A 26,833-nucleotide genomic window follows, 5' to 3' on the forward strand; every position below is an offset into this window, starting at 1 on the left:
GATGCGCCACCGTCACTGGTGCCACCACCAGTGCTTTAGGGTCTCTATAAACGTGCTGAGCAAGTGCGGCAAGCAGCTGCCGCGGGGTTTCGCTGGGTCGCGACCGAACCCACCCTCTCGATCCAAGTAACGATCGAGGAGGTCGGCAACCTGGACGGACAAGGGCATGTCCGCAGGAAGCCCTTCCAATGCGACGCGGATGTGCACGGCGCGATACGCCCGAGCCGCGGCCGGGTCTTTGGGCCATAGGGAGATCTTGACGATCTTTTTCCCGAACGTAGCGCGAAGATCCGCCGGGACGACAAGGCGAAAATGGAAGGTGCCAGATGGGTGACGCAGAAGGGGTGCGCAAGGCGAATCGGCATGGCGGAGTGACCAACCGGATTGACCAAACGCCACTTTTCTCCCGATTTTCGGTCCGTAAGAATCAGCAGCTTGGAATCGTTTGGCAGAGAGTTCAGGCTGGCGGAGAGAGTGGGATTCGAACCCACGGTAGGCTTACACCTACGGCAGTTTTCAAGACTGCTGCCTTAAACCACTCGGCCATCTCTCCGTATTTTGTCGCCCTACCCCGGCGCGCCCGATTGTACCTCAGGCGATAGCTTCAATCCCCGCCATATAAGGCCGCAACACCTCAGGCACCTCAATCGACCCATCCGCCTGCTGGAAATTCTCCATCACCGCGACGAGCGTCCGCCCCACGGCCAACCCGGACCCATTTAGCGTATGCACCAACTCCGGCTTGCCGGTAGCCGGGTTGCGCCACCGAGCCTGCATCCGTCGCGCCTGGAAATCCGTGCAGTTGGAACAGCTGCTGATCTCACGGTAGGTATTCTGGCTGGGCAGCCAAACCTCGAGGTCGTACGTCTTGGCCGCCGCAAACCCCATATCGCCAGTGCATAGCTGCACCTTCCGATACGGCAACTTCAGCGCCTGCAGCACAGCCTCGGCGTGCCCGACCATCTCCTCCAGCTGCTGGAAGCTGGTTTCGGCGGTGGCAATCTGCACCATCTCCACCTTCTCGAACTGGTGCTGCCGAATCATCCCGCGCGTATCTCGCCCGTAGCTCCCCGCCTCGGCGCGGAAACACATGGAGTGCGCAGTCATCCGCAGCGGCAGCTCGTCGGCTTCGACGATGCTCTCGCGCACGAGGTTGGTCAGGGCCACTTCGGCCGTGGGAATCAGGTAGCGCTTGGTATCGCCCACCTGGGTGCCGAAGAGGTCTTCCTCGAACTTCGGCAGCTGGCTGGTGCCTTCCATCGCGTTGGCATTCACGATCAGCGGCACGTTGTGTTCGAGGTAGCCGTGCTGGGTCGTGTGCAGGTCGAGCATGAACTGCGCGAGCGCGCGGTGCAGGTGCGCGAGCTGGCCGCGGAGGACGGTGAAGCGCGAACCGGAGAGTTTCGAGCCGGCTTCGGCATCCAGCCAACCGTGACGTTCGCCGAGGTCGACGTGGTCCTTGACCGGGAAGTCGAACGGGCGCGGGTGACCCCAGCGGACGAGTTCGACGTTGTCGTTCTCGTCCTTGCCGACGGGCACGGATTCGTCCGGGAGGTTCGGGATACCGAGGGAGATCTCGGCGAGCTTGGCCTGGACGTCAGCGAGGGCATGCTCGTTGGCCTTGAGCTTGTCGCCAATGCCGGCGACCTCGGCCATCAGCGGCGCGACGTCCTCGCCCTTGGCCTTGGCCTGGCCGATGGCCTTGGAACGGGTGTTGCGCAGGTTCTGCAGCTCCTGCGTCTCGGTGGAAAGCGCCTTGCGCTCGGATTCGAGGCGTTCGATCGTGGCCACGTCGAGGTCGAAGTTCCGGGCGGCGCGGAGGCGTTCTGCCGTTTCGGCGAGGCGGCCGCGCAGGAGGGCGGGATCCAGCATGTTCTTGGCTTCCGTGGGTATCGAATGCGGGATTATCGCAAATTCGGGGCGGAAGACGCTGGGTCCCTGCCTGCGCAGGGACGACGTGAGGTGTTATGGCGTGGATAAGGTCAGGCCATGGGCTTGATCGTGGCCGGATGCGCCTTCCGCCCCAGCCACCACCCCATGGCGGCCCCAGCCAACAACCAACCAAAGGCCTGCTCAACCAGCGTTCCAGCAGTGAACGCCCCCGGGAACCGATACCAGTTCCAGTACGGCACGCTCATCGAGAGCCAGGTAAACACACCGAAAGCCAGGCCGATGCAGAGGCCGCGCACGACACCGAGCCCCGCGGCGCGGACCAGCACGAGGGCCACCATCAGGGCGGCGAGTGTGTCGGAGAGCCACTGGTGGAACAGGTTGTTGCCCATCGCCAGCGGGTCTTTTCCGCTGGGCGCGTAGACGATGAAGGCATAGGGATTGGCCATGGCCTTCTGCGAGTACGTCTTCATCGCCTGGTCGTTGCCGTGCATGGCCGAATCGAAGTGCGGCAGCATGTAGATCCCATGTTCCGCCGGGAGGCCTTCCCGCAGGGCCGTCAGGACGGTGTCCTCGTTCGTGGGCGCCCGCATGGACAGCTCGCCCAGTGGCAGGACCATGTGCGCGAACGCACCCCAGAAAAACATCACCAGGCCGCCGATCAGGGTCGCAATGGCGATACGCATGGTCCTCTCCTCCCCAGGATGGTGGCCCGAGCGTACGACTGCGGCGGGCCCGCCGGTATCGGACTTTTGGCAGGGGCAGGGAACGGGCGATGAGGAACGAGACGCCGGCCTGTACCTGGGCCGGCGAATCGGGGAGCCATGGCGGCCTCCCTTACGGGCTGGGCTTGTCCTGGCGGAGCGTGCCGCTCCAACTGCCGCGCCCGGTCAGCCCGACTGATTCGAACGTCACGACCAGGACCTTGGCATCGCTGCCCTGCTTTACCTGGAGCTTCGCATCCGCCAGGCCATCGCAGAAACCGCCACCATTGCCCGAGGTGCCGAAGATGTAGGTCGAACCGGCATCATCGCCACCGCTCTCCAGCGGAACGGCACAGCGATAGGGCGAACCGAAGTGGACGTTGCCGCCCTTGCCGTCGAACCGTATGTCCATCGGCACCGGACTGGCCTTTCCCCTCTGCACGCTGCCCTTCCACACGCCATCCGGCTGCCCGGCGAAGGCAGTCGCGCTCAACAGGCAAAGCAGCGCGGCAAGGCCGAGGGTTCCTACGTTACGCGTATACATGGTGGTCTCCTTACGTGGTGGATGGCGAGGCTCGGTCTAGCGACCGACCCACACCGCGATGCCGGCGATACCGGCGAAAACGACGAGCACGAGGCACACGATCAACACCCACCGACGCTCGCGCGGACGCCGCGGCGGCACGTCGAGGCAGGCGATCAATGCGGCTTCCCACTCGGGCGGGACCTGCAACCGGGAGAGCTTTTCCATCACCCCCTCCCCGCCATGGGCAGGTTCACCACCCGCCCGTCGAGCGACACGTTCGGCTGCCAGGCCTCGCTCGCGCGAAACGCGATGCGCATACGGTGCAGCGGCCGGCGACGAAACCAGGAAAGGCGTGGCAGGCGCATGTCGATCACCAGCCCTCCCGTTGCCGCGCTACTGCCGCGCTCGTAGCGTAGGCGGCAGTCGAAGGCCACGGAAAACTCCGTCACCAGCGGCACGTGCGGGTCGCGAAACCAGTTCAAGGGAATGACGACGGATTCGAGCGGCGCGTCGAAAGCAGAATCGCGCGGCACTTCCACGTGCAGCGCCTGCCCACCGGCATCGCCCGCCGCGTACTGCATCAGGCGGCGGCGGTGCAAGGACTCGTTGGCCGCTTCGACCGAGACGCGCAGCGCATAAAGCAATTGGTTGAAGGTGCAGGTAGCCATGGGCCCTACCCCTCGCCCAGCCAGACCGGCTTGCGTGGAAACCCCACGTGGTAGGACAGCCATTGCAGCACCACCTGGTGCTCGCCGATCTGCAAGATCGTGAAGCTCTTCTCGACGCCGATGATGGCGCCCTTCGGCGTGTCGGTCAGGCAGCGGTTGAGCAAGGCGCGCGCTTCCTCGATCTGCGTCTCGCTGGTCATCTGGTTCGGGTTGTCGCTACCGACAACCACGCGTTTCACGAACTTCACGTCGGTCAGGTCGAACATCCTCTTCTCCCGGAAATAATCGCGACGGCCTCACGGACGCCGCGATCGGAACGTGGAACGAAGCACCGGTGATCACGTAACGTCGGTGGTTTCCTTCGGGTCCGTGGCTGGCACCGCCGTCGGCGGACTGATCCGGCGCGGGGCGCAGGCCGTCTGGAGGATGTCCATGACACGCGCCAGGCCTTCCGGCATACCGTTGTCTTCGGCATGCACTTCCACGTGGTACTTCGCGGAATTGTCCGACGTGCGGGTGTTTTCCTTGTGCGTGGCGACCGACCCGGACACGTGCGCCGTCGCCTTGAAGATGCCCCAGCCAATGGACATCTCGGCACCGAACTCGCCCTTCTTGTCCTCGCTTTCGACCTGACTGAAAGACGACTTCACTTCCATGTCGAAGGTGATGTCCACCTTCGTGACGCTGAGGTTCGGGACCTTCACGATGGCAAGCAGCGGCACTTCGAGCTCGACGTCTTCCTCGGCGATGCCACCCGCGGTGGTCGGATCGTCGACGGGACGCTTGAAGCGAAACTGCGCGGTACGGGTGGCACCCACGCCAGTCGGATCGTTCGCGGCCGGCGGCATGAAACCGATGACCTTGATGAAATCCGCGGTGGCCTGGGCCAGCTTCACTTGCGCTTCGCAGGCGGCGCTGAGCGGCGAGCCGATCAGGTCGCCCATGGGCAGGCCCTTGAACTGGCTCGACATATTGACGAGTTCGTCAGCCATGATGTGACTCCTTGTGATGTGCGACGCGACGGGCGATGTGCCCACCGCGGTTCAACGCGGCCGACCCCTTAGTCGCCCGGTTTGAACGTCTTGAAGACCCCTTGCGTCTGCGACAGGTGGTTCATGAGTCGCGCCGCGCCGTCGGTGGGCTCGCTGCCTTCCACGCGCAGCACCACGTGCACGCTGCCGGACTTGCGATCGTTGCCACCCGCGCTCGGGTCCACGCTCAGGTGCGGTCGCGCGGCCGGGGACTTTCCTTTCCAACCGGGCTCGACATGCGTCTCCGCAGGCACGTCGCCCTCCACCAGCGGCCCGATGTCGGCATCGAAGGTGATTTCCACCTCCTTGATGCGCAGCACGTTGGTCGACACCAACGGCAGGATCGGCGCACGGTAGAGGTCTTCGTCCTGTTCACCGGCCTTCGGGTGCAGCGACGGCATGCGGATCACGACGCTCTTCGGACGGTTGTCTTCGTCGAAGAAGTCGCTCAGATGCGACATCTGGTGCTGCTCGATGCGGTCTTGCGCATCGACCACGGCGCTGGCGATGGCGGCTATCAGCGTGTTGAGCGAGGTCTGCGCGGCCATGGCTCAGTCACCTCCCTGGGCGGAGCGGAGTTGGTCCGGGAAGGAATCGACGCGTGCCAGCCACCCCTTCAGGAACTTGCCCAGCGCGGGGCGTTGGTTCACCAGGTTGATGTAGTAGTCCTTGCGACCCTTCTTGTATGCGATGTATAGCTTCTGCGGGTCCGTCTTCGCGATGGCTGCCAAGGTGCCGCGCCCGATGACGCCGTCCACGGTAATCTGCGGCATCGCCCCGAGATTGTTGAGCACGCGCTGCAGGAGTCGCGCGGCGTTGGCGCCGGCGTTGACCTGGAAGTCGAAGACGATGTTCGCGAGTTCTTGCGGCTGCAGCTTGTCGCCGCACACCTTGTCCCAGTACAGGGCCTTGTAGATAGTGGCCGCCTGCGCATCGGTCAGGCCTTTCAGGTTGGCCAGGGTCGGCTCGATGTTGAGCAGGCTCTGCGCGCACTGCTTGAACGTCGCGAGGGTCACGCCCTTGTTGGTGGCACCGCCCGGATCGACGGGATCGTTGACGAATCCGCCTTCATGCTTGAGCAACGTGGGGAAGAAGCGGTCGAAGTCGGCCATGGACGTGGTCTCCTGGTTCGGCGCGGTAGCGCCGGTGCGGTTACTCTCCGCTTGCGTCCCCGCGCGCGGCATCCGGAAAATGCTGATTACCGTGACGCCGCATGCTGATTGCCGCTCACTGCTCGAGGGTCGTCAAGCCTTCGCGCAGTGCATAGCGCGTGAGTTTCGCGATGCCGCTGATGCCTAGCTTCGCCATGATGTGTTCGCGGTGCGTGCCCACGGTCTTCACGCTGACGTGCAGGCGTTCCGCGATGTCGCGCGCGCTGAGTCCTTCCGCGAAAAGTTGCGTGACCTCGCGCTCCCGCGCACTGAGGACCTCGCCCTGTGCGAAGGCCGGCCCGTCGTGACGTCGCAGTCCACCCACCAGCAGGTGGGCGATGTCGGGACTGATGAAGTAGCGTCCGCGCAATACGCTGTCGATGGCATCGTGCAGCACGATGAAACCGTCGCGTTTCAACACGTAACCGTGTGCGCCGGCATCGAAGGCGGCCCTGACCCATCGTGAGTCTTCGTAGGCCGACAGGCAGAGCAGCCGCGTCTGCGGGCAGCGCGGGACGATGCGCCTGATGGCCTCCAATCCGCTCAGTCCGCGCATCGCGCAATCGAACACGATGAGGCTCGGCTGGCAACGCAAGGCGCTGCGTACGCAGTCGCGTCCGTCGGCGGTGCTGCCGATGACTTCGTAGCGCGGCGAACCGGCCAGCAACGCGGCGACGCTCTCCCTGAGCAGTGCCTGTTCATCGGCCAGCAAAACGGTGACCCGCGTCATTGGGCACGCTCAACGAGCGCCCCGTCGGCTACACGACGGAAGTCACCGCCGCGCCTGGCAGTGGTGTGCTCTTGGGAATGCATCCTGGGCCCCTACCCTTGTCGACTCCCCAACCGGCCTGCTCCAGTCGGTGGATGGAAGCGCCACGGTATGCCGCGGCGACCCACCGGCCGTATCAGCCAAATGCTGATTTTTCGAGCTGCGTTGCCGAACTGCTACGCGTGTCGCATCAGCGCTTTTCGCCGCGTGCGAGAGCACGCGCGGCGCGCAACGCGTCGAGCTTCTCGCGCAACTTCACTTCGAGGCCGCGATCGACCGGCTCATAGAACGTCATGCTGGCGAGCTCGTCGGGAAGGCATTGCTGGCTGAGCGCGACGCCACCTTCGGCGTCGTGGTCGTACTGGTAACCGCTGCCGTAGCCAAGGCCCTTCATGAGCTTGGTGGGCGCGTTGCGCAGGTGCATGGGCACGTCTAGGCTGCCCATCTGCTTCACGGTGGCGCGCGCCTTGTTGTACGCCATGTAGGCGGCGTTGCTCTTGGGCGAGATGGCGAGCCAGATCGCCAACTGCGCGAGGCCGAGTTCGCCTTCGGGACTGCCGAGGCGTTCGTACGTGTCCCAGGCATCGAGAGCCATGCGCCAGGCGCGCGGCTCGGCCAAGCCCACGTCTTCCACTGCCATGCGCGTCATCCGGCGAGCGAGGTACAGCGGATCGCAGCCACCGTCGAGCATGCGGGTAAGCCAGTACACCGCGGCGTCGGGATCCGACGAACGCACCGATTTGTGCAGTGCCGATATCTGGTCGTAGAACTGCTCGCCGCTCTTGTCGAATCGGCGCGTGCGATCGGCGAGCACCTGCTCGAGCGTCGTGTCGTCGATGCGACCGTCCTCGGCGAGTTCGGCGGCGATTTCCAGCAGGGTGAGCGCACGACGCACATCGCCATCGGCGGCACTCGCGATGAGCTTGAGCGATGCATCCTCGACCGATAGGCCCAGTTCGCCCAGGCCACGCTCCTTGTCGTCGAGGGCGCGATGGAGCGCGGCGACGATGTCGTCGGGCCCCACGGCATCGAGCACGTGCACACGACAGCGCGAGAGCAAGGCGGAGTTGAGTTCGAAGGACGGATTCTCCGTCGTGGCGCCGACGAAGATGATCACGCCTCGTTCGATGTGCGGCAGGAAGGCATCCTGCTGTGCCTTGTTGAAGCGGTGCACCTCGTCCACGAACAGCACGGTGCGCCGCCCCTGGGCGAAGTTGCCCTCGGCCTCCGCCAGCGCCTTGCGCACGTCCGGCAGGCCGCTCATCACCGCGGAAATCGCGCGGAAGTCAGCGTCCGCGTATCGGGCCACCAGCAAGGCTAGCGTCGTCTTGCCGCACCCGGGCGGACCCCAGAGGATCATGGAATGGACGCGCCCCGCTTCCAGCGCACGGCGCAACGGCTTGCCCTCGCCGACCACGCGCTGCTGCCCCACGATCTCGTCGAGCGCGCGCGGACGCATGCGCTCGGCCAGCGGTTTCAGGGCTTCGGGTTCGGCGAACAGACCGGGGGACTGGAAAGACATGGGACCAAGGCGGGCGACAATGGGACATTATCGCCCTTCTGGCGTGCACGGTGCCTCAAGGGGCGGCTTCCGGCGTCAGGTCCTGGGTTTGCGCAGGAGGCTGGCAGCCATGGCGGCCACGACGGCGGCCCCGAGCAGGAGGACGACCCAGAGCAGCGGCCGGGTCCAGTCGAAGGGCGCATCGGCGGCGTCCAGCGCCTTCTGGCCGTCCAGTGCCTCGAGCGTGCCCGTGGTGGCCCGCTCGGGGCGCCAGTCAGGGCCGGCAGCCTTGCGCAAGGCTGCGATCGCGTCATCGATGGGCCAGGCGGCGCGACGCGCCGAATGGCTGCCGACCAGGAGGCGGTAAGGCGCGTCGCCCTCGGGGAGGAACACGATGCGGTCCGGCTGCCAACCCACCAGCAGGTGCGGCGGTTCGCGCAACGGCGTCGCCGAATGCAGGCGCAGGACGTCGCGCCGACCCGCGGCGACGTCGAGCGTGTGCGCGCTATCGTCCTGCGGCGACGTCACCACCAGCGTGCCGAGCTGTTCGCCGGTCATCGCTCCCTGGATTCCGATGGCGTCGAAGCGCGCCACGATGTCTCCCCTGCCAAGCCTTGCACGCAACGCGGTGACTGGCAGCGCCGCCAGCAAGCGGTAGTCATAGTCGACGCCCTGCCCGCTCTGCGTGGTGCCGGTCGCGGCAAGGTCGAGCCAGCGACGCGACGCCTCGTCCCTTGCCGCGACGTCTTCGACCGTGCCGGATAGCGTCACCGTGGCGCTGGCGTCGTCGGCCCAGGGGGCTTCGCCCCGGGTCACGCGCACGCGGTAGTAGCGTGCCGCGTCGCCGGCGAGCTTCACCACGCGTGCATCCACGGCGCCATCGCCCTTGCCGAGCGTGACGACGGTGGCGCCGCGCACGAGCGGCGTCCATTCCTGCAGGTCGGTGCTGGCGTCGATGTCGACCCGGAGGTCCATGTCCTGGGCCGACGGTGCGAAAGCGATGCGCTCGGGGGCGATCGGTTGGCGCGCGTCGAACAGCCAGTCGCGCGGCGCGCCGGTGACGGCCGCGGCGCCGGGAACGATGAGGATGTCGCCCTGGATGCTGCGCTGGATGCGCGCGCCCGCGATGCCGCCGGCACTTTGTGGCACGGCAAGCAAGCGTGCGTCGAGGGTCACCGGGTGTGAGGTCGGCGCCGCCGGGCTGTACAGGCCAGCCGCCACCTGACGACCCTGCTTGTCGACGACGACCACATCCCCGAGCCCGGCGTCGCGGCTGGCCCACGCATAAGCATCCTGCGGTAGCTCGACGACATACGCTTTCGAGCCGGGCTGCACGTTCAGCGGATAAGCCACGGCGAAGGACGGTGGCGCTTCCGCACGCGCGGCCATCGCGATCACACCAAAAACAAGCAGACAACGACGCCAGTCACGACGCATGCGAAGACTCCGAAGGCTCCACGGCCGCCAGGCGCGGCGGCGCGGGGGCGAGGTAACCGATGACGGTGCAAAGCAGGCCATAAGCCATGAACGAGGCGATGCCGAACAGGTTGCCCAGGTGCGCGCGATCCACGATCAGCAACTTGAGCAGCACGAGCGCCATGGTCGCGGCGCCGGCGAGCCAGAGCAACCGCTGCCCGCGCTTCGAACCGAGCACCCACGCGACGACACCGATCGCGCTCCACACGACGGTGAGCGACAGTTCGGCGAGGCTCGACCCGCTCATCGCCCCGTTCCACGGCACGCCGCCCAGGTGGTGGACCGCGCGCAGCGTCATGCTGGTCGCGGCGATGAAGAACAACGCGGCCAGGATCGCCGGACGCGTGACGCGCACTTCGCGCGGCAGTGTCTCGTCGGAGAGCGCGCGCGCCACGAACAACAGCACCGCGATCAACAACAGGTCGACCGGATTGAGCACCGGCACGAAAGGCAACGGCAATGCGCTACCGGCCGTCCCGAGTGCGACCGCTCCCGCCGCGACCATGGCGAGGGCGACGCACGCACCGACGGCGTGGCGTATGTCACGCGCATGTTCCCGCAACGGCGATGCCAACCAGCGCACGCCCCACAGCACCAGCGCGGCCAGCAACAGCGTTGGCATGGCGCGCGCCAGCAGGTGCCAGCCCTCGCCCAGCCGGGGCGCGCTGTCGAGTGCGATCGCGATCGCGGCCGTGAACACCGCCAACCAGCGCACCCACCACACGGTACTTGCCGCCACGGCAGCGATCCGATGCGAGGACACGCCGCGCAAGGCGAACCATCCCGTCACGGCCATCAGCACCACGCTCGCCAACGGCCAGCCGGCCAGCCACTGGATGCCTGCATTCGCGGCCGAGAGCACGACGACCATGCCACCGAAGAGGAAGAGCGGCAGCGCGAACGCCAGCACGACGCCCAGATCGAGCTTGCGCGCCAACGGACACGCCAGCGCGAGGAGGCATCCGCTCACCGACAGCAAGGCGAGCCAGCTCGCCGCCTCGGGAGCCTGCTCGGTCACGAACGCATCGATCTCGTTCGCGAAACCGACCAGCCACCAGAGCACCGCCCAGACCAGCAGACCGATGCGCGCCAGGCTCGACACACCGCGCGATACGCCGTGCCGGTCGAACTGCCACACGCCGATGCCTGCACCGACGACCAGCAAGACGCTGCCGATCAGCGACGCATTGAGCAGCGGCGTGTCGAGCGAATGCTGGTGGAACAACGAGGCGATCACCCACGCGACGCCTGCCGCGACTTGCAGGAACACACCGGCCCAGCGAGGCAGGCGGCGGCCCTGGCGGAAACCGAGCCAGATAAGCCCCGCGCCTTCCAGCGCGAACACACTCGCCGTGACGCTGGCACTCAACGCCAGCGGCACCGCGATCGTCGCGAAGGCCACGGCAAGGACAGCCCAGGTCTCCCGCAACAGCGACATGTCGTCGCGACGGCGAATCGCGAAGGCGATGGCCACGTAGATTGCCGCGGCCACCAGCGCCGAGAGCGCGAGCGGCATCGGCCGCCAGTCCAGCAGCGCGCCTTGCAACAGCAGGCACGCGATGGGATTGCCGAACATCAGGCAGCCGTCGAGGATGGCGCGCCCCCGGTTGGGCGAGCGCAGCACGTGCAGCCATGGCACCGCGAGGTAAAGCACGAAATGCAGGATGAGGAACGGTTCCGTGCTGGCGAACAGGTCCGACCGGTAACGCAGCACGCCCCACGCCGTTCCCACGCCGAACGTCGCGACGAAACCGAGCACGTTGAGCACGCGCCACGCACGCTTCCAGGCGATGCCGAGGATGCCGAGGTTGAGCACCGCGTAGTACGAGAACAAGGCGACGTGGTTGCCCTCGCCCGTCGACGCGATGATCGGCGCGGCGAAGCCCGCGACCAGGCCGAGAACGGCGAGCGCCATCGCGTCCTGCAATACGGCGAGCACACCGAGTGCGCCGACGAAGACGATCAGCAAGGCGAACGTCCAGCCGGCCGGCAGCAATCCGTACAGGCGGTACGCCGCGAAAACGGTCATGACCAGCACGCCGATGGCGCCACCCTGCAACGAGAGCGCGAAGGCGCGGCGCTTGTCGCGCTGCCACCAACCGAACGCCGCACCCGCGATCGCCACGAGGGCCACGAGGCTGAGGCGTACCGATACCGGGACGCGGAAGAGGCCCTGGTCGGCGGCGTATTTGAGGAACGCGGCGACGCCGGCGAACAGCACCAGCATGCCCACCTTCACCGGCACGTTGCCTTCGGTAAACCAGCGTTTGATGGCGGCGGTGAGGCGGTCTGCCAGTGTTGGCCCGCTAGGCAGGGGTGGCGGTGGTGGCGAGGCCGTATCGCCGACAGGGTCGGCTCCCACCGAGGCTGGGGACCGGGGCTCGGGCGCGGTTGCCTGTGTGCGGCGCTGCGCGGGTTCGGGCATGGCTGCCCAGGGCTCGTGCGGACGCTGGAGCGGTGGGGGTTCGGAGGCCGCTGCGGTCGGCTCCTGCGCGCGCAGCGGCTGGGCGCCATCGATGAGCCGGCGCGCCTCGTCGAGATCGCGACGCAATTGCGAGGTGCGTCCCCAAAGGAAACCGATGGCGAATCCCGCCACGCCCCCGGCGACGCCCTCACCCACGAAGGCGCCGACGACCGCCCCGACGATGGCCCATACGAGATACATGCCCTTGCTCCCCAACACATCCGATGTTGGGCGGAGTCTGGCATGAACCGCAGTATTTTGTGGACCGACAGTCCATCATGGACACTCCGACGCTCCCGCCGATACCGATCGATGACCCACCTCTGCCGCCTCATGCTTTTCATGGTCGTGCTGGCCGGCTGGAGCGCGACGGCGGTGGCGACCGATCCCGAACGGAGCCTTGCGCAACTGCACCACACCCCTCTGCGCGCCGAAGACGGCGCACCGGGTGGCGCGGCGTCGATGGCGCAGACCGAGGATGGCTGGCTCTGGATGAGCACGCGGATGGGCCTGTACCGCTACGACGGGTTCGTCTTCGAGAAGGTCCGGCTCCTGCCGCCGGGAAGCAACGGCAGCGAAGCCACGTGGACCATCTACGCGGCACCAGGCGGCGATCTGTGGGTCAGCCGTGCCTATGGCGGTCTGGCGCGTGTACGGGCTGGCGAGGTCACCCTCTACGGTGCGACCGAGGGGCTGCCCGACCTTGTCGCCGTCGATGAGTTCGGTAGCGACGGCGAAGGCCGCCTCTGGGCTTCCACCGAGACGGGCTTGTATCGCTTCGACGGCACGCGATGGAACGAGGTATCGGCGGCGTCCGGCATCCCCGAGGCGGTCGACCAGTTCCTCGAGGACGCGCGCGGCAACCTCTGGGTCACGACAAAGGACGCTGTCTACCTGCTGCGCAAGGGAGCCGCGCGCTTCGAGGACGCGCACATCCCGAACGCGTATCCGGGGCACCTGCTGAACAACCCCGACGGCAGCGTGTGGCTGCGCACCAACGCAGGCATCCGCCCGCTTCCCGGCGAGTGGGGCCGTCCCTACGCCCATGCCACATCCCGCCGTGCCAACGGCACGACCACGACGTTCGACCGGGACGGCAATCTCTGGACCGTCGCCTGCGAGGCGAACCTCTGTCGCATGGCCGGCAAGTACGTTGGCGCGACGACGACGGGCGATGTCGAAGAGCCGCGTATGCAGACGTACACGGACAACCTCGGCATGACGTCGCAGGCCACGATGACCCTGATGGAGGATCGCGACGGCCATATATGGGTGAGCACGAAGGTGGGCCTCGACACCTTCCGCGACAGCTGGCTCACGCGTGTGCGCTTTCCGAAGCTGGAGGTGTATTTCGCGCTGGTGGAAGACGGTGAAGGACGCACGTGGACCGGCACCGCCGCGCGTACCGCCTATCCCGACATGCTCTGGAAGCTCACGCCGGATCCCGCGCCGGTGCCCGGCTTCGAGGGCGCGGTGAATTCGGCGTATCGCGATGCCGATGGCTCCGTCTGGCTGGGCGGCAACGGCAAGCTCTGGCACATGCGCGATGGCACACCGCTTCCTGTCCCGCTGCCCGACGACGCCGAACGGCGCCGCACGATCGTCCAGGCGATCGCGCGCGACGGCCACGGTCGTCTGTGGATTTCGCTCCGGCTGCGCGGTGTGTACATGCAAGGAAGCGACGGCTGGTTGCCGGCGTCGACCGTCGCGACGTTCCCCGCCCTCGCGCCATCCGTGATCCACGTCGATCCGGCCGGCAGGGCCTGGTTCGGCTACCTCGACGGCACGATCGCCATGCTCGACGGTAACCGCTTGCGCCGCTTCGCCGCCGCGGACGGTCTGGGGCAAGGGCCTATCGCGTCCATTGCCACGATCGGCGGACGCCTCGTGGTGGGCTCGGAGCGCGGTCTTTCCTTCTTCGATGGCGAGCGCTTCCGCTCGGTGGCCCCGCAAACGCCGGGGCGCCTGGATGCCATCACCGGCATCGTGCAAAGCAAGGACGGCTGCGTGTGGGCGTACGGCGTCGCCGGCGTGATCCGCTTCAGCGCGGAAGCCTGGCAGGCCGCGCTCGATCGACCTTCCGTCCCCGCGCCGACCCGGCTCCTCACGATGGAAGACGGCGCACCGGGACCGGTGCAACTCGTGCGACCGCTGCCCACCGTCCTGGCCGCCGCCGATGGCCGCCTCTGGTTCGCAGGCTCGCAGGGGCTGGCGTGGCTCGATCCGTTACGGCAACCGCCACCGCCATCCCCGCCGCCGGTCGTGATCCGTGCGGTGATCTCGGGCGACGCGACCTTCGACCCGGGAGCGACGGTGGCCTTGCACGACAACCGCGACCTCCGCGTGGCTTACACCGCACTGGCGCCCGGCCAGTCGCGCGGCCTGGCCTTTCGTTATCGCCTGGAAGGCGCGGACGCCACCTTCCAGGATGCCGGCTCGCGTCGCGAGGCGATCTACACCGACCTCGCGCCGGGCCACTACACCTTCTACGCGGAAGCCTCGTATGACGGCCGCCATTGGAGTCGCTCGCAACCCTTGGCCGTAAGCGTGGCGCCGCGCCTGTTCGAGCGCACGGCCTTCCAGGTCTTCTGCGTCGTCGTGGCCGCGTTGCTCGCGTGGCTCGCGCACCGCTGGCGCGTACGGCTGCTGACGCGACGCCTGCGCTGGCGCCTGGACGAACGCCATCGCGAACGCGAGCGCATCGCGCGCGAACTCCACGACACCTTGCTGCAAGGTGTGCAGGGCCTGATCCTGAGATTCCAGGCATTCGCCGACGGCCTCGGAAAAGACGATCGTTCGCGTGCTTCCCTCGAGCGGACCATCGACCGCGCGGAGGCACTGCTGGTGGAAGGCCGCGACCGGGTGAAAGGCCTGCGCAGCCACGCCGAAGAGGAAGGCTCGCTGGAGCAGCGCATCGCGGCCGTGACCGAGGAACTGGAATTGCCGGTGCACCTCGCCACACCCTCAGGCCACCGGCGGCCGCTGAATCCCCTCGTCGTCGACGAGGTCCACAGCATCGTGCGCGAGGCGGTCCTCAACGCGGCGCACCATAGCCACGCCCGTTCGATCCGCATCACGATCGAGTACGCGACGCGCTACCTGAAAGTCTGCGTGCGAGACGACGGTGACGGATTCCCGGTCGGCTCGGCGTCACCGAAAAGCGACAACCACTTCGGCCTCGTCGGCATGCGCGAACGCGCCGCGCGGATGAGCGGACGACTCGAGGTGCTGTCGACACCGCAGCGCGGCGTGGTGGTGAAGCTGAGGGTTCCGGGCCGCGTGGCGTACGAGGCAAATCCGTAGGAGCGTGCCCTTACTTCACCGGCTGCGTCTGCAGGACGGGTGCGTCGCCGATGACGTCGGTGCCCGCGGGTGGTACGAAGGTGAACGTGTCCGGCGGCAGGTCGGCATTGCGCTTCCAGCCGGCGAAGCCGATCTGCGTCGTGTTGCCGAGTTGGTCACGGAAGACCATGCGCGCGAGGCCGTTGGCGTCGAAGCCGAGGTCGGCGTATTCGAACTGCGGGTCCTTGCCCGTGGAGGTAAGGCGCAGCCATTGCAGGCCGTCATGGTCGCCCTGCTCCGTCACCTTGAAGTCCTTGTCGAGCAACGAGAGGTCGGTGAGGACCGTGAGCGGGCTCTGTGCTTCCTCGCTGCTCTGCTTGCGTACCGTGACCTGTTCCAGGTCCGGATCGTAGAGCCATACGCGGCTGCCGTCGGCGACGATGGTCTGCTTGTACGGCGCCGTGGTTTCCCAACGGAACTGGCGCGGCGCCTGCAAGGCCATCGTGCCCGAGCTGGTCTTGCCGGCGTCGCCGTTGGCGTTCGACATCGTCTGGGTGAAACGGCCGGCAAGCGAATGCATGCCCTTGGCGAAGGTATCGAGGCGCTCGCGCGCCGGGCCCGCCGCGAAGGCAGGCAGGCTGAGCAGGGACAGCGTCGCGGCAAGCAGGAAACGTTTCATGGGCGGATTCCGTGGGGTTCGGCGCACTGGGCGGCGAACTCAGTCCTTCGGGGGCGGCGGCGCGAGGACTTCGCGGTTGCCGTTGTGCTGCGGAGCGCTGACGATGCCGTCCTGCTCCATCTGCTCGACGAGGCGGGCGGCACGGTTGTAACCGATGCGCAGGTGGCGCTGCACGCCGGAGATGGACGCGCGACGCGTCTCGGTGACGACGCGTACCGCGCGGTCGTAGAGCGCGTTGTCGCTGTCGCTATCACCATCGGCGTCCTGCGGAAGGCCGGCGTCGTTGATGATCTTGCCGTCCGAGGTGGACTGCACTTCCTCCAGCACGCCGTCGATGTAGTTCGGCGTGCCCTGTGCGCGCAGCCACTCCACGACGTTGTGCACCTCGTGGTCGTCCACGAAGGCGCCGTGCACGCGCTCCGGCGTGGCGGTGCCCGGCGGCAGGTAAAGCATGTCGCCGTGGCCCAGCAGCGCCTCGGCGCCCGACTGGTCGAGGATGGTGCGCGAATCGATCTTCGAGGACACCTGGAAGGCGATGCGCGTGGGAATGTTGGCCTTGATGAGGCCGGTGATGACGTCCACCGAGGGACGCTGCGTGGCGAGGATCAGGTGCACGCCGGCGGCGCGCGCCTTCTGCGCGAGGCGCGCGATCAGCTCTTCCACCTTCTTGCCGACGATCATCATCATGTCGGCGAATTCGTCGATGATGATGACGATGTGCGGCAGCGGTTCCAGCGGCTCGGCGACCATGCCCGGCATGTCCGGGTTCGCACGGAACAAGGGGTCGAGCAACGGCTGGCCGTTGTTCTCGGCGTCCTTCACCTTCTTGTTGAAGCCACCGAGATTACGCACGCCCACCGCCGCCATGAGCTTGTAGCGACGCTCCATCTCGGCCACGCACCAGCGCAGCGCGTTGGCGGCTTCCTTCATGTCCGTGACCACCGGCGCCAGCAGATGCGGAATGCCCTCGTAGACCGAGAGCTCCAGCATCTTCGGATCGATCATGATCATCCGGACGTCTTTGGGGCTGGACTTGTACAGCAGGCTCAGCACCATCGCGTTCACCGCGACGGACTTGCCCGAGCCGGTCGTGCCGGCCACGAGAAGGTGGGGCATCTTGGCGAGGTCGGTGACCACGGCCTTGCCGCCGATGTCCTTGCCGAGCGCGAGCGCCAGTGGCGACTTCACCTGATCGTAGCGCTCGGAACGCAGGATCTCGGAGAGGTAGACGATCTGCTTCTTGGTGTTCGGGATTTCCAGGCCGATGACGTTCTTGCCCGGAATGACGTCGACCACGCGCACGCTGACCACGGACAGGCCGCGCGCGATGTCCTTGTCCAAGCTGGACACCTGGCTGCCGCGCACGCCGGCGGCGGGCTCGAGTTCGAAGCGCGTGATGACCGGACCGGGATAGACGCCGACCACGCGGGCATCGACGCGGAAATCCTTGAGCTTCAATTCCACCTGGCGGGAGAGGACCTCGAGGGTTTCCTCGGAATACCCCGGACCCTGCGGCGGTGCCTCGTCGAGCAGCGACAGCGGCGGAATCTCGCCGTCCATCGATGCGCCGGTGAACAGCGGGATCTGGTTTTCGCGCGTGGCGCGTTCGCTCTTGACCACCATCGGCGTGGGGGTCTCGATACGCACCGGCTCACGCTTGGCCTGCTTGACCGCCTCCGCCTTCTTGACCACCTCGCGCTCGGCGCGGGCGGAGCGCGCGGCCATGACGTCGGGCGCGCGGCGCAGCTTGCCACCGAACCAACCGGCCAGCCGCATGACGAGTTCGCCAGTGGCGTCCATCAGGCGGAACCAGGAAAGGCCCGTGGCGAGGGTGATGGCGATGAGGCAGACGGCGAGCAGCAGAAGCGGCGCGCCCTTGTCGCCGAAGGCGTTGTGCAGGCCGTGGCCCACCCACTTGCCGACGATGCCGCCGGGGCCTTCAGGCAAGACGACCGCGTCGACGTTGAGATAGACCAGCGCCGGTGCGGTGATGAAGAAGAAAACGAAACCGATGAGCCGCAACGACGGCTCCCAGGGCTGCACGTTGCGCTCGCCGCGCTGGCGGATCACCTGGATCCCCAGCGCGAGGAGCAACAACGGGAAGCCGTACGACACCAGGCCGAAAATGTACCTGAGCAGGTTGGCGATGTTCGCGCCGACCGCGCCACCGAAGTTGGTGGCATGGTCGGCGACGCCCATGTGGCCCCAGCTCGGGTCCTGGTCGTTGTAGCTGAGCAGGCATACGAGGAGGTAAAGGGCGAGCGGCAACAGGAGCAGTGCCCCGGCTTCACGCAGGCGGCGCTTGAGCTCGTCGCTCAAGCCCTCACGCTGGGCCTTGACCTGCGCCTTGGCCTGCCTCTTTACGACTTTCGCGCTTCGCGCCACTAACGAGCGACCTCGGTCCCGGTTTTCGGCATCATGCCACGCCCTGGAGGGCCGGGTGCACGATCTTGCCGTTCTCGATGTTGATGCCCGCGGCGAGCGGAGCGTAGTCGCGCCACTCGTTGCCGGCCGCCAGGCGCTGCACGTACGGCAGGATCGCGGCGGAGATGGCGGTCGAGGACGTCTGCGGCACGGCGCCCGGCATGTTGGTCACGCAGAAGTGCGTCACGCCGTGGACGTCGTACGTCGGCTCCTTCCAGGTGGTCGGACGCGAGGTCTCGAAGCAGCCGCCCTGGTCGATCGAGATGTCGACGAGCACCGAGCCCTTCTCCATCGTCTTGACCATGTCTTCGGTAACGACGCGCGGCGCCTTGGCGCTCGGGATCAGCACGGCACCGACGACGATGTCGGCGTTGCGCACTTCCTCGGCCACCGACGACTCATACGCGTACAGCGCGGTGACGTTCGGGCCCAGGGCCATCATCTCGGCCATGCGGTCCGGGCGCTTGTCGAACACGACCACGTTGGCACCGGCCGAGGCAGCCAGCGCCGCGGCGTTGCCACCGGCCGCGCCGGCGCCGAGGACGACGACCTTGCCGCGCGGGGTGGAGGCCATGCCGCCCAGCAGCTTGCCCTTGCCGCCGTTCGGCTGGTGCAGGAGCGTGGTGCCGATCTGGGTCGCGATGCGGCCGGCGATGACCGACATCGGCAGCAGCAGCGGCAGCGCGCCGTTCTCGTCCACGGACTCGAAGGCGACGCCGGTCAGGCCGATGTCCAGCAGGCTCTTCGTCAGCGCCGGCTCGGCGGCCAGGTGCAGGTAGCAGAACAGGAGGTGGTGCTTCTTCAGCAGCGCGAGGTCGCCGGCGATCGGCTCCTTGACCTTGACGATCAGCTCGCCCTTCTCGTAGACGGCGGCGGCGTCGGGAACCACGGTGACGCCCAGCGCGGCGTAGTCGGCATCGGCGTAGCCGCTCTTGGTGCCGGCGCCAGCCTGGATGAAGACCTCATGGCCGCGGCGGACGAGGTCGGCGGCGGCGGCGGGGATGAGGGCCACGCGGCCTTCGAGGGTCTTGGTTTCGGAGGGAATACCGATGCGCATCTTGTTGGAGGGTCCTGAAAGTACAGAATAAAGCCGCTCCGTGGGGACGGGGCGACCGCCGTCTTTGAGGCGAATGTCTTGAATCGCACCTCTGTCTTCCCCATTCTTCCGGGTCGACAACGTCCGTACGACCGAACACGCCGCAGTAAACCCAAGGATTATACATGAGCACCCCCAAGCACAGCCGCCTGCTGATCCTCGGCTCCGGCCCCGCCGGCTATACGGCGGCGGTGTATGCCGCGCGCGCCAACCTGAAGCCGACGATGATCACCGGCCTGCAGCAAGGCGGTCAGCTGATGACCACCACCGAGGTGGACAACTGGCCGGGCGACGAAAAGGGTGTCCAGGGCCCGGACCTGATGCGCCGCATGGCGGAACACGCCGAGCGCTTCGAAACGGAGATGGTCTTCGACCACGTCCACAGCGTGGACCTGTCCAACCGCCCCTTCCGCCTGAAGGGCGATAGTGGCGAGTACACGGCCGACGCGCTGATCATCACCACCGGCGCCACGGCCAAGTACCTGGGCATCGCCTCCGAGGAGAAGTTCAAGGGCCGCGGCGTCTCCGCCTGCGCCACGTGTGACGGCTTCTTCTTCCGCGACCAGGACGTGGTCGTGGTCGGCGGCGGCAACACGGCCGTGGAAGAGGCACTGTACCTCTCCAACATCTGCCGCAAGGTCTACCTGGTGCACCGCCGCGACAAGCTGCGCGCCGAGAAGATCATGCAGGACAAGGTGTTCGAGAAAGCCGCCGCCGGCAAGATCGAGCTCCTCTGGAACCACCAGGTGGACGAGGTGCTGGGCGACGATTCGGGCGTCAACGGCGTCCGCGTCAAGGACGTGAATACCGGCATCAAGCGCGATCTAGATGTGCAGGGCTTCTTCGTCGCCATCGGCCACACCCCGGCCACCGGCATCTTCGAAGGCCAGCTCGAAATGAAGGACGGCTACATCCAGATCCAGTCCGGCCTGAGCGGCATGGCCACGGCCACCTCCGTACCGGGCGTGTTCGCGGCGGGCGACGTGGCCGACCACGTGTATCGCCAGGCGATCACCTCGGCCGGCTTCGGCTGCATGGCCGCGCTGGACGCCGAACGCTGGCTGGACCAGCAGCACCTGCTCGCCTAAGGCTGCGGGGTGTCGTGGGAAGCGCGCTTCCCACAGGCCTCCCACAGCCCTGGTGTGTCCCATGAGTGATACGCGCTTCCTTGACGGCCTCGGCGGCATTCCTGCCGCCGACTGGGACGCGCTCGTGCCCGACGGCAACCCTTTCGTATCGCACGCGTTCCTGCATGGCATGGAGGCGAAGGGGTGCCTGCGCGAGGATTATGGCTGGCGGCCACACCACCTCGGCATCTTCGAGGACGGACGGCTGGTTGCCGCCGCCCCCACCTACCTCAAGGGCAATTCGCACGGCGAGTTCGTCTTCGACTGGAGCTGGGCCGCCGCCTGGGAACGCGCCGGCGGCGACTATTACCCGAAGCTGCTCGTCGCCTCGCCCTACTCCCCCGTGCCGGGGCCGCGCCTGCTGGTGCGCGAGGGTATCCAGGCGGAGGTGATGCGCAATCGACTTACTGCGGCCCTCGTCGACGAGGCGGACCGCCTCGGCCTCTCCTCCATCCACGCGAACTTCCTCGCGGATGCCGACCTGGACGCCTTCGACGACCGCTGGCTCGTCCGTGCGGACTACCAGTTCCATTGGCACAACCGCGGCTACGCCGACTTCGACGCGTTCCTCGCCGCCCTGACCTCAAAGAAGCGCAGGAACATCCGGCAGGAACGGGCGCATGCGCATGCGTCCGGTCTCACGGTGGAGATGCGTGCCGGCGACGCGCTGTCCGACACCGAATGGCGCCAGATCCACGCCCTCTACGAACTGACCTTCGACATGAAGGGCAACCATGCGGCGCTGACAGCACGCTTCTTCCAGTACCTGGGGCGCACGCTCGGCCCGAACGTGCAGGTGGCCATTGCGCGCGACAGCCACGACATCGTCGCGATGGCACTGTTCCTGCGCAGCGGCGACGCGCTCTATGGGCGCTACTGGGGTGCCAGCGTGGAACTGTCGGGCCTGCATTTCGAACTGTGCTATTACCGCGGCATCGACTACGCCATCCGCGAAGGACTCGCACGTTTCGAGCCCGGGGCACAGGGTGAGCACAAGCTGGCGCGAGGCTTCCTTCCCACGTTGACGCACTCGCGCCATTACATTGCCCACGAAGGCTTTCGCCGCGCGGTGGCAGACGCCTTGCGCCAGGAGGCCGCGCATCGCGAGGCGTACCGTGAGGAACTCCTGGCCCACTCCCCGTATGCCGACCGATGATCACGTTGCCGCAACTGCATCGCACGCGACTCGGACTCTTTCCCGATCCGGAATCGGCGCTCGCCGAGCCGAACGGACTGCTCGCGTGGGGTGGCGATCTCTCGCCTGAACGCCTGCTGGCGGCCTATAGCCAGGGTGTGTTCCCGTGGTTCAACGCGGATGAGCCGATCCTCTGGTGGTCGCCGGATCCGCGCTGCGTCTTCCGTACCGATGGCGTGCACATCAGCCGGAGCCTGCGAAAGCAGTTGCGCCATTCATCCTGGCGCGTGACGGCCGACACCTCGTTCAGCCGTGTGATGCGCGCGTGCGCCGCGCCACGCGACGGCCAGCCCGGCACCTGGATAGGCGACGACATGATCGAGGCGTACGAGGAACTGCATCGGCGCGGGCATGCACACAGCGTCGAGGTATGGGACCGAGGTTCGCTGGTCGGCGGTATTTACGGCGTCGCCGTGGGCCGGCTGTTCTGCGGCGAGTCGATGTTCAGTGCGCGCTCCGGCGGGTCGAAGGCGGCGCTGGCAGCCATGTGCGGTTTGCTCCACGCATGGGGCTTCCCGCTGCTCGACGCCCAGGTCACCAACGACCACCTGCTCAGCATGGGCGCCATCGAACTGCCCCGCCGCGATTTCGTGGCGCAGGCAAGGCAGCTGGCAGCGATGCCGGGTGTCGTCGGCCCTTGGGTGAAGTACCCGCTCGCATTGCCCTAGCGGAGCCGCAATAGCGGCTCCTACAAGGCACGCCGACTCAGCGAGAGCGGTGTCCGCTCATCTCCGATCCCGCATTGCGCGGGAACAGCGCACACACCGGCGCGGCCACCAGCGAAATGAAGGTGATGACCAGGAACGCCACGCTGAAGTCGGGCAACTTCGCGCGATCGTAGCCATGCCACGCCACCGAGGCGTGCAGCGCCGCGGCGGCCACGCAGATGCCCAGCGACAGCATCAGTTGCTGGAAGGTGGAATAGAAACTCGTGGCGGCGGAGAAGCGCTCGCTTGGCACGTCCGCATACGCCACCGTGTTGTACGCGCTGAATTGCAGCGACTGGAAGAAGCCACCCAGCAGCAGGATCGTGTAGATCGTCCACAGCGGCCAATCGGGTCGGAACGCGGCGCACAAACCCACGCAGATCATCGACAGCACGCCGTTCCAGACCATCGTGCTGCGGAAGCCCCACTTGCGCAGCACCGGCGTGGATGTCGCCTTCATGAGCATCGCGCCGAGCGCGGAGACGAAGGTGACGACACCACTGTGCGCCGCGGAGAGGCCGAAACCCAACTGCATCATCAGCGGCAGGAGGAACGGCATGCCGCCCGCGGTGATACGCGTGAGGGAACCGGCCACCACCGAGAGGCGGAACGTGGTGAAGCGCATCAGCGACAGGTCGAGGATCGGATTCTCCACGCGGCGCGCATGCCACACGTACAACGCGCCGGCGACGAGGCCGGTGACGACCAGCCCCGTGGAACCCACGACGGATGTCGCGCCATGGCTCGCCATCTCCAGGCCGAAAACCAGGCACGAAAGCGACACGCCCGAAAGCACGAAGCCCAGGCGGTCGAAGCGGACCTTGTCGGGCAGGCGTATGTCGGGGATATAGCGGGAGGCGAGCCACATGCCAACCAGACCGATCGGCACGTTGATGTAGAAGATCCATCGCCACGATGCCCAGGTGACGATGAAGCCGCCCAACGGCGGGCCCACGACCGGGCCGATCAACGCCGGCACCAGCAGCCAGGACATCGCTGAAACCAGCTCGGATTTCGGCACCGAACGAAGCAGCACGAGCCGGCCCACCGGCACCATCATGGCGCCGCCGATCCCTTGCAGCAGGCGCGACAGCACCAGCAAAGGCAGGTTCGCGGAAACACCGCAGAGGATCGATCCCACCGTGAACAGCGCGATCGCGGCACGGAAAACGTTGCGCGAACCGTAGCGATCCGCGATCGCCCCGCTGGCCGGAATGAACACGGCGAGGCTCAGCATGTACGAGGTGAGCGCCACGCTCATGTGCAGCGGCGAGACGTCGAATGACTCCGACATCGCGGGCAGCGCCGTGGCAAGGATGGTGCCGTCCAATTGCTCCATGAACATCGCGCTCGCGATGATCAGGGCGACAGTGCGGAAGCCTGGGGCGGCGTTCATCCGGGGACGGGCGGCGGAGAAGTGCGTAGTTTGCGCTCGCGCCGATGAAAGGTCGAGCCACTTTGCAGACCGATCCGTGGCTTGCTCGCCGCTATAGCGGCTCCTACAGGGCGGGTTCCTGGCGGTCGCTGCGGAAGATGCGTTCTTGACCCGTCAGGGGATCGATGAACCGGAGCTCTCGGGCCAGCAGGCACAACGGGTCGGCAAAGCCGGGGACCTCTTCCCGGACCACCGGATAGACCGTGTCGCCCAGGATCGGCGCGCCAAGTGCGGCCATGTGCACGCGCAACTGGTGTTTGCGCCCCGTGACCGGCTCGAGCCGATAACGCCAGAGGCGATCGCCACGCTCGATCACGTCGATGTGCGTGCACGCATTCGGTGGCCCCGCCGCTTCGCGCATGCGGAAGAACGGCTCGCCGCGTTCGAGGCGGCTTTCGTAGGTGAAAGGAAAGCGCTGCCCGGGAAGCGGGGGCGCCAATGCCTCGTAAGTCTTCGCGATGGCGCGTTCGCGGAACAGGCGCGTATAGGCGTCGCGACTGGACGGCCGCGCCGAGAACACCACCAAGCCGGCCGTGCCACGGTCCAGCCGATGCAGTGCCACGAGGTCCGGGTTCCCGAGGCGACGGACGAGGCGGACCGACAAGGTCTCTTCGACATGGCGCCCCGCCGGCATCACCGGCAGGTAGTGCGGCTTATCGGCGACGACGAGATCGTCGTCGATGTGGACGATGGTTTCGTCGAAAGGAATGCGAGGTTCGTCGACGACTTCGCGGCGGTACGTGACCACGGAACCCGGGCGGTAAGGTGCGAGCCGAGGTACGGCGACGCCGTCCATGGTGACGAGCCCCCGTTCCATGCGCTCGAGCCACACCTCCCGGCCGATCGCCGGGAAACGCTCGCAGAGGAAGTCGAGCAGCGAAGCCCACCCACCGGGCGGGAGGGCGACACGACTCACGGGAAGCGACGGTTCCATCCGGCCATCTTAAGAGCATCGCCGCGACTTATACTGCGTCCATCGTCCCCACCCACCCACACCCGGAGCTTTCCCGTGATCGGCCGGTTCTTCAGGAAGTGGTTCGGCGGCGCCGCATCGACGGCCCCCGTCGCGCGGGAACGCTCACAGCCGCCGATCCCCGCGCCCACCGTCGCCGTGACGGGAGAGGCCCCTCCGGGCGCCTTGCCTGCGGACGAGATCGAGGACCGGTTCTACCGGCTCGTCTTCGCCATCGACCCCTCTCAGGACCTGGGCTTGACCTCCGGCGAGCAGTCCGTGCTCCGGCGCGTGCGCGATGCCTTCGGCGGCGAGCGCTTCGATGTCGGCACCCTGCCCCGCCTGCCCGCGGTGGTGCCCCAGCTCATGCGTTCGCTGCGCAGCGACGATACGGACAGCCGCGCGCTGGCCGAGCAGATTGCCAGGGACACCGTGCTGGTCGGCGAGGTGATCCGCGTTGCCAACAGCGCCTACTTCCGCACGGCCCGGCCCGTGGCGAGCCTGCCGCAGGCCATCACGCTGCTGGGCCACGACGGCCTGCGGCGCGTCGTGATGCAGATGGTGATGCGGCCGATCCTGCACACCGACGACAGCGAGGCGGGACGTCAGGCCGGCGACCGCCTGTGGGAGCACGCGGAGCGCTGCGCGCGGGCTTGCGTGTTCCTGGCGCAGGGTGCGTGCGACCCCTTCGAGTCATTCCTCGCCGGCCTCGCCAGCCAGACCGGTGCGCAAGCGATCCTGCGCGAGGTGGAGCGTGTGCCCGACCCGACGGCCCTTGCCTTCAGCCGCCCCTTCGTCGCCGCCCTCGGGCAGCAGATCGAGCGCCTCTCGCTGCACGCGGCGCGCCACTGGAATTTCCCCTCGCGCGTGGTGCAGGCCCTGGCCGAGCGGGCCGACCCCGCGGACGCGGGAGCGCGCACGCCGCTCGGGCGAGCGCTGCTCGCCGCCAGCCGCGTGGCGATGCTGGATGTCCTGATCGAACGCGGTGCCGCCGATGCGGAGGCGGTGCTCCTGGCGACGCCGGCGCAGGGGTTCAGCCAGGAACGGCTGCTGGCCTGCCGCGACGACCTTCGCTCCGCGGCAATCGCTACCGAAGCCTGAGGCCCGGTCAGCGTCCCGCGACGGGTGTTGGCACGTCCGCCCAGAGCTTCTCGGCCAAGTCGCCGGCCGACGCCTCGATCAGCTTCGGCACCAGCACATCGAAGTGCGGCGCCGCGGGATCGACCGGCAGGGACTGACGAAAACGATACGTCTTCGTTGCGACGGGACCGCGCGCGACGAGGCGACAGTTCACGGAAAGATCCAGGTGAGCCGCCGGCGGAGCGTTCTCGTCGTCCGCCTTCGCGGACACCGCCACATTCAGGTCGCTGCAATTGATGATCAGATCGGTGAAGTAGCGCGGTTGCAGCAAGGTGCGCACGCGCGCCTGCACGACCGAAGCGACATCGGGTGTCACCTGCACCCGGGCCTTCTCATCCAGTCCGGTCACCGTCACGAGCGAACCGGTCGAACCTTCCACCGTCAGCCACGGCGACGCCGGACTTGCGGCCACCATCCGGCTCATGTCGCTCTCGATCACCGTCTTGCCACCGCAACCGGACAACGCCAGCGCGGCGGCCACGGTCAGTACTTGCTTGAACACGTCGTTCCCCCGGATTCCCCGAACACAATCGCCCAATTTACCGGCTGGGCCCGTGCCGCGGCAATCCTCACGAACGTGAAAAGCGTGCCCGGATCGACAGTCCGAGGCGTTATC

Annotated in this window: 25 protein-coding genes and 1 tRNA gene; 5 read left to right on the forward strand and 21 right to left on the reverse strand. The window is 67.1% G+C overall.

The window, feature by feature from the left end; translation table 11 throughout:
* Positions 1–12 precede the first annotated feature (12 nt).
* From ACQKIE_RS04755 to ACQKIE_RS04825, 15 genes are all read right to left on the reverse strand, one after another.
* Positions 13–399, reverse strand: a complete 387-nt coding sequence (locus ACQKIE_RS04755) for a DUF6538 domain-containing protein (RefSeq protein ID WP_427456304.1) — start codon at positions 397–399, stop codon at positions 13–15.
* A gap of 64 nt (positions 400–463) precedes the next feature.
* Positions 464–553: transfer RNA gene (locus ACQKIE_RS04760), tRNA-Ser, on the reverse strand.
* A gap of 38 nt (positions 554–591) precedes the next feature.
* Positions 592–1,872, reverse strand: a complete 1,281-nt coding sequence (gene serS / locus ACQKIE_RS04765; RefSeq protein ID WP_427456306.1) for a serine--tRNA ligase — start codon at positions 1,870–1,872, stop codon at positions 592–594.
* Between the two features lie 110 nt (positions 1,873–1,982).
* Complete coding sequence (locus tag ACQKIE_RS04770; protein ID WP_427456308.1) at positions 1,983–2,576, reverse strand: hypothetical protein; 594 nt, start codon at positions 2,574–2,576, stop codon at positions 1,983–1,985.
* Between the two features lie 151 nt (positions 2,577–2,727).
* Positions 2,728–3,138, reverse strand: coding sequence for a hypothetical protein (locus ACQKIE_RS04775; protein WP_427456310.1), 411 nt, complete (start codon positions 3,136–3,138; stop codon positions 2,728–2,730).
* Positions 3,139–3,174: 36 nt separating this feature from the next.
* On the reverse strand, positions 3,175–3,345 hold the full coding sequence (locus ACQKIE_RS04780; protein WP_427456312.1) for a hypothetical protein: 171 nt from the start codon (positions 3,343–3,345) through the stop codon (positions 3,175–3,177).
* Entirely contained in the window at positions 3,345–3,788 is a 444-nt protein-coding gene (locus tag ACQKIE_RS04785; protein WP_427456314.1) for a hypothetical protein, read from the reverse strand. The genes ACQKIE_RS04780 and ACQKIE_RS04785 overlap by 1 nt, the downstream gene beginning before the upstream one ends.
* A gap of 5 nt (positions 3,789–3,793) precedes the next feature.
* On the reverse strand, positions 3,794–4,054 hold the full coding sequence (locus ACQKIE_RS04790; RefSeq protein WP_427456316.1) for a hypothetical protein: 261 nt from the start codon (positions 4,052–4,054) through the stop codon (positions 3,794–3,796).
* Positions 4,055–4,126: 72 nt separating this feature from the next.
* The gene (locus tag ACQKIE_RS04795) at positions 4,127–4,780 is read right to left on the reverse strand and encodes a DUF2589 domain-containing protein (protein WP_427456318.1); all 654 of its coding nucleotides are present in this window, start codon (positions 4,778–4,780) and stop codon (positions 4,127–4,129) included.
* Positions 4,781–4,848: 68 nt separating this feature from the next.
* Positions 4,849–5,367 carry a DUF2589 domain-containing protein gene (locus ACQKIE_RS04800; RefSeq protein ID WP_427456320.1) on the reverse strand — a complete coding sequence of 173 codons (519 nt, stop codon included), beginning with the start codon at positions 5,365–5,367 and terminating at the stop codon, positions 4,849–4,851.
* Between the two features lie 3 nt (positions 5,368–5,370).
* Positions 5,371–5,931: a glycoside hydrolase family 108 protein gene (locus ACQKIE_RS04805; RefSeq protein ID WP_427456322.1), complete on the reverse strand. Its 561-nt coding sequence runs from the start codon at positions 5,929–5,931 to the stop codon at positions 5,371–5,373.
* A gap of 115 nt (positions 5,932–6,046) precedes the next feature.
* On the reverse strand, positions 6,047–6,700 hold the full coding sequence (locus tag ACQKIE_RS04810; RefSeq protein WP_427456324.1) for a response regulator: 654 nt from the start codon (positions 6,698–6,700) through the stop codon (positions 6,047–6,049).
* 229 nt (positions 6,701–6,929) lie between these two features.
* Entirely contained in the window at positions 6,930–8,261 is a 1,332-nt protein-coding gene (locus ACQKIE_RS04815) for a replication-associated recombination protein A (RefSeq protein WP_427456326.1), read from the reverse strand.
* A gap of 75 nt (positions 8,262–8,336) precedes the next feature.
* Complete coding sequence (locus ACQKIE_RS04820; RefSeq protein WP_427456328.1) at positions 8,337–9,677, reverse strand: DUF3999 family protein; 1,341 nt, start codon at positions 9,675–9,677, stop codon at positions 8,337–8,339.
* Positions 9,667–12,381 carry a DUF2339 domain-containing protein gene (locus tag ACQKIE_RS04825; protein WP_427456330.1) on the reverse strand — a complete coding sequence of 905 codons (2,715 nt, stop codon included), beginning with the start codon at positions 12,379–12,381 and terminating at the stop codon, positions 9,667–9,669. The genes ACQKIE_RS04820 and ACQKIE_RS04825 overlap by 11 nt, the downstream gene beginning before the upstream one ends.
* A gap of 111 nt (positions 12,382–12,492) precedes the next feature.
* Here ACQKIE_RS04825 and ACQKIE_RS04830 point away from each other — a divergent pair, with 111 nt between their 5' ends.
* Positions 12,493–15,483, forward strand: a complete 2,991-nt coding sequence (locus ACQKIE_RS04830) for an ATP-binding protein (RefSeq protein ID WP_427456332.1) — start codon at positions 12,493–12,495, stop codon at positions 15,481–15,483.
* A 10-nt stretch (positions 15,484–15,493) separates the two neighbouring features.
* Here the strand turns inward: ACQKIE_RS04830 and lolA are convergent, their stop codons facing one another.
* The 3 genes from lolA to ACQKIE_RS04845 are packed head-to-tail and all read right to left on the reverse strand — an operon-like array spanning position 15,494 to position 19,622.
* A complete protein-coding gene (gene lolA / locus ACQKIE_RS04835; protein ID WP_427456334.1) occupies positions 15,494–16,141 on the reverse strand; it encodes an outer membrane lipoprotein chaperone LolA in 648 nt (215 codons plus the stop codon).
* A 39-nt stretch (positions 16,142–16,180) separates the two neighbouring features.
* Positions 16,181–18,526, reverse strand: a complete 2,346-nt coding sequence (locus tag ACQKIE_RS04840) for a DNA translocase FtsK (protein ID WP_427456336.1) — start codon at positions 18,524–18,526, stop codon at positions 16,181–16,183.
* Between the two features lie 31 nt (positions 18,527–18,557).
* The gene (locus ACQKIE_RS04845; RefSeq protein WP_427456337.1) at positions 18,558–19,622 is read right to left on the reverse strand and encodes an alanine dehydrogenase; all 1,065 of its coding nucleotides are present in this window, start codon (positions 19,620–19,622) and stop codon (positions 18,558–18,560) included.
* A gap of 164 nt (positions 19,623–19,786) precedes the next feature.
* Between ACQKIE_RS04845 and trxB the strand changes: the two genes are divergently transcribed.
* From trxB to aat, 3 genes are all read left to right on the forward strand, one after another.
* Positions 19,787–20,749, forward strand: coding sequence for a thioredoxin-disulfide reductase (gene trxB, locus ACQKIE_RS04850; protein ID WP_427456339.1), 963 nt, complete (start codon positions 19,787–19,789; stop codon positions 20,747–20,749).
* A gap of 61 nt (positions 20,750–20,810) precedes the next feature.
* A complete protein-coding gene (locus ACQKIE_RS04855) occupies positions 20,811–21,944 on the forward strand; it encodes a GNAT family N-acetyltransferase (protein ID WP_427456341.1) in 1,134 nt (377 codons plus the stop codon).
* Positions 21,941–22,651: a leucyl/phenylalanyl-tRNA--protein transferase gene (gene aat, locus ACQKIE_RS04860; RefSeq protein WP_427456343.1), complete on the forward strand. Its 711-nt coding sequence runs from the start codon at positions 21,941–21,943 to the stop codon at positions 22,649–22,651. The genes ACQKIE_RS04855 and aat overlap by 4 nt, the downstream gene beginning before the upstream one ends.
* 37 nt (positions 22,652–22,688) lie before the next feature.
* On the opposite strand, the gene ACQKIE_RS04865 is transcribed toward aat, so the two are convergent.
* Positions 22,689–24,086, reverse strand: coding sequence for a DHA2 family efflux MFS transporter permease subunit (locus tag ACQKIE_RS04865; RefSeq protein WP_427456345.1), 1,398 nt, complete (start codon positions 24,084–24,086; stop codon positions 22,689–22,691).
* Between the two features lie 103 nt (positions 24,087–24,189).
* Entirely contained in the window at positions 24,190–25,059 is an 870-nt protein-coding gene (locus ACQKIE_RS04870) for a pseudouridine synthase (protein ID WP_427456347.1), read from the reverse strand.
* Positions 25,060–25,236: 177 nt separating this feature from the next.
* On the opposite strand from ACQKIE_RS04870, the gene ACQKIE_RS04875 reads away from it, so the two are divergent.
* On the forward strand, positions 25,237–26,178 hold the full coding sequence (locus tag ACQKIE_RS04875) for an HDOD domain-containing protein (RefSeq protein ID WP_427456349.1): 942 nt from the start codon (positions 25,237–25,239) through the stop codon (positions 26,176–26,178).
* Positions 26,179–26,185: 7 nt separating this feature from the next.
* On the opposite strand, the gene ACQKIE_RS04880 is transcribed toward ACQKIE_RS04875, so the two are convergent.
* Positions 26,186–26,719 carry a hypothetical protein gene (locus ACQKIE_RS04880; protein ID WP_427456351.1) on the reverse strand — a complete coding sequence of 178 codons (534 nt, stop codon included), beginning with the start codon at positions 26,717–26,719 and terminating at the stop codon, positions 26,186–26,188.
* Between the last annotated feature and the right edge of the window lie 114 nt (positions 26,720–26,833).

It is taken from the genome of Luteibacter sp. NPDC031894 (assembly GCF_050273135.1).
Lineage (GTDB): Bacteria > Pseudomonadota > Gammaproteobacteria > Xanthomonadales > Rhodanobacteraceae > Luteibacter.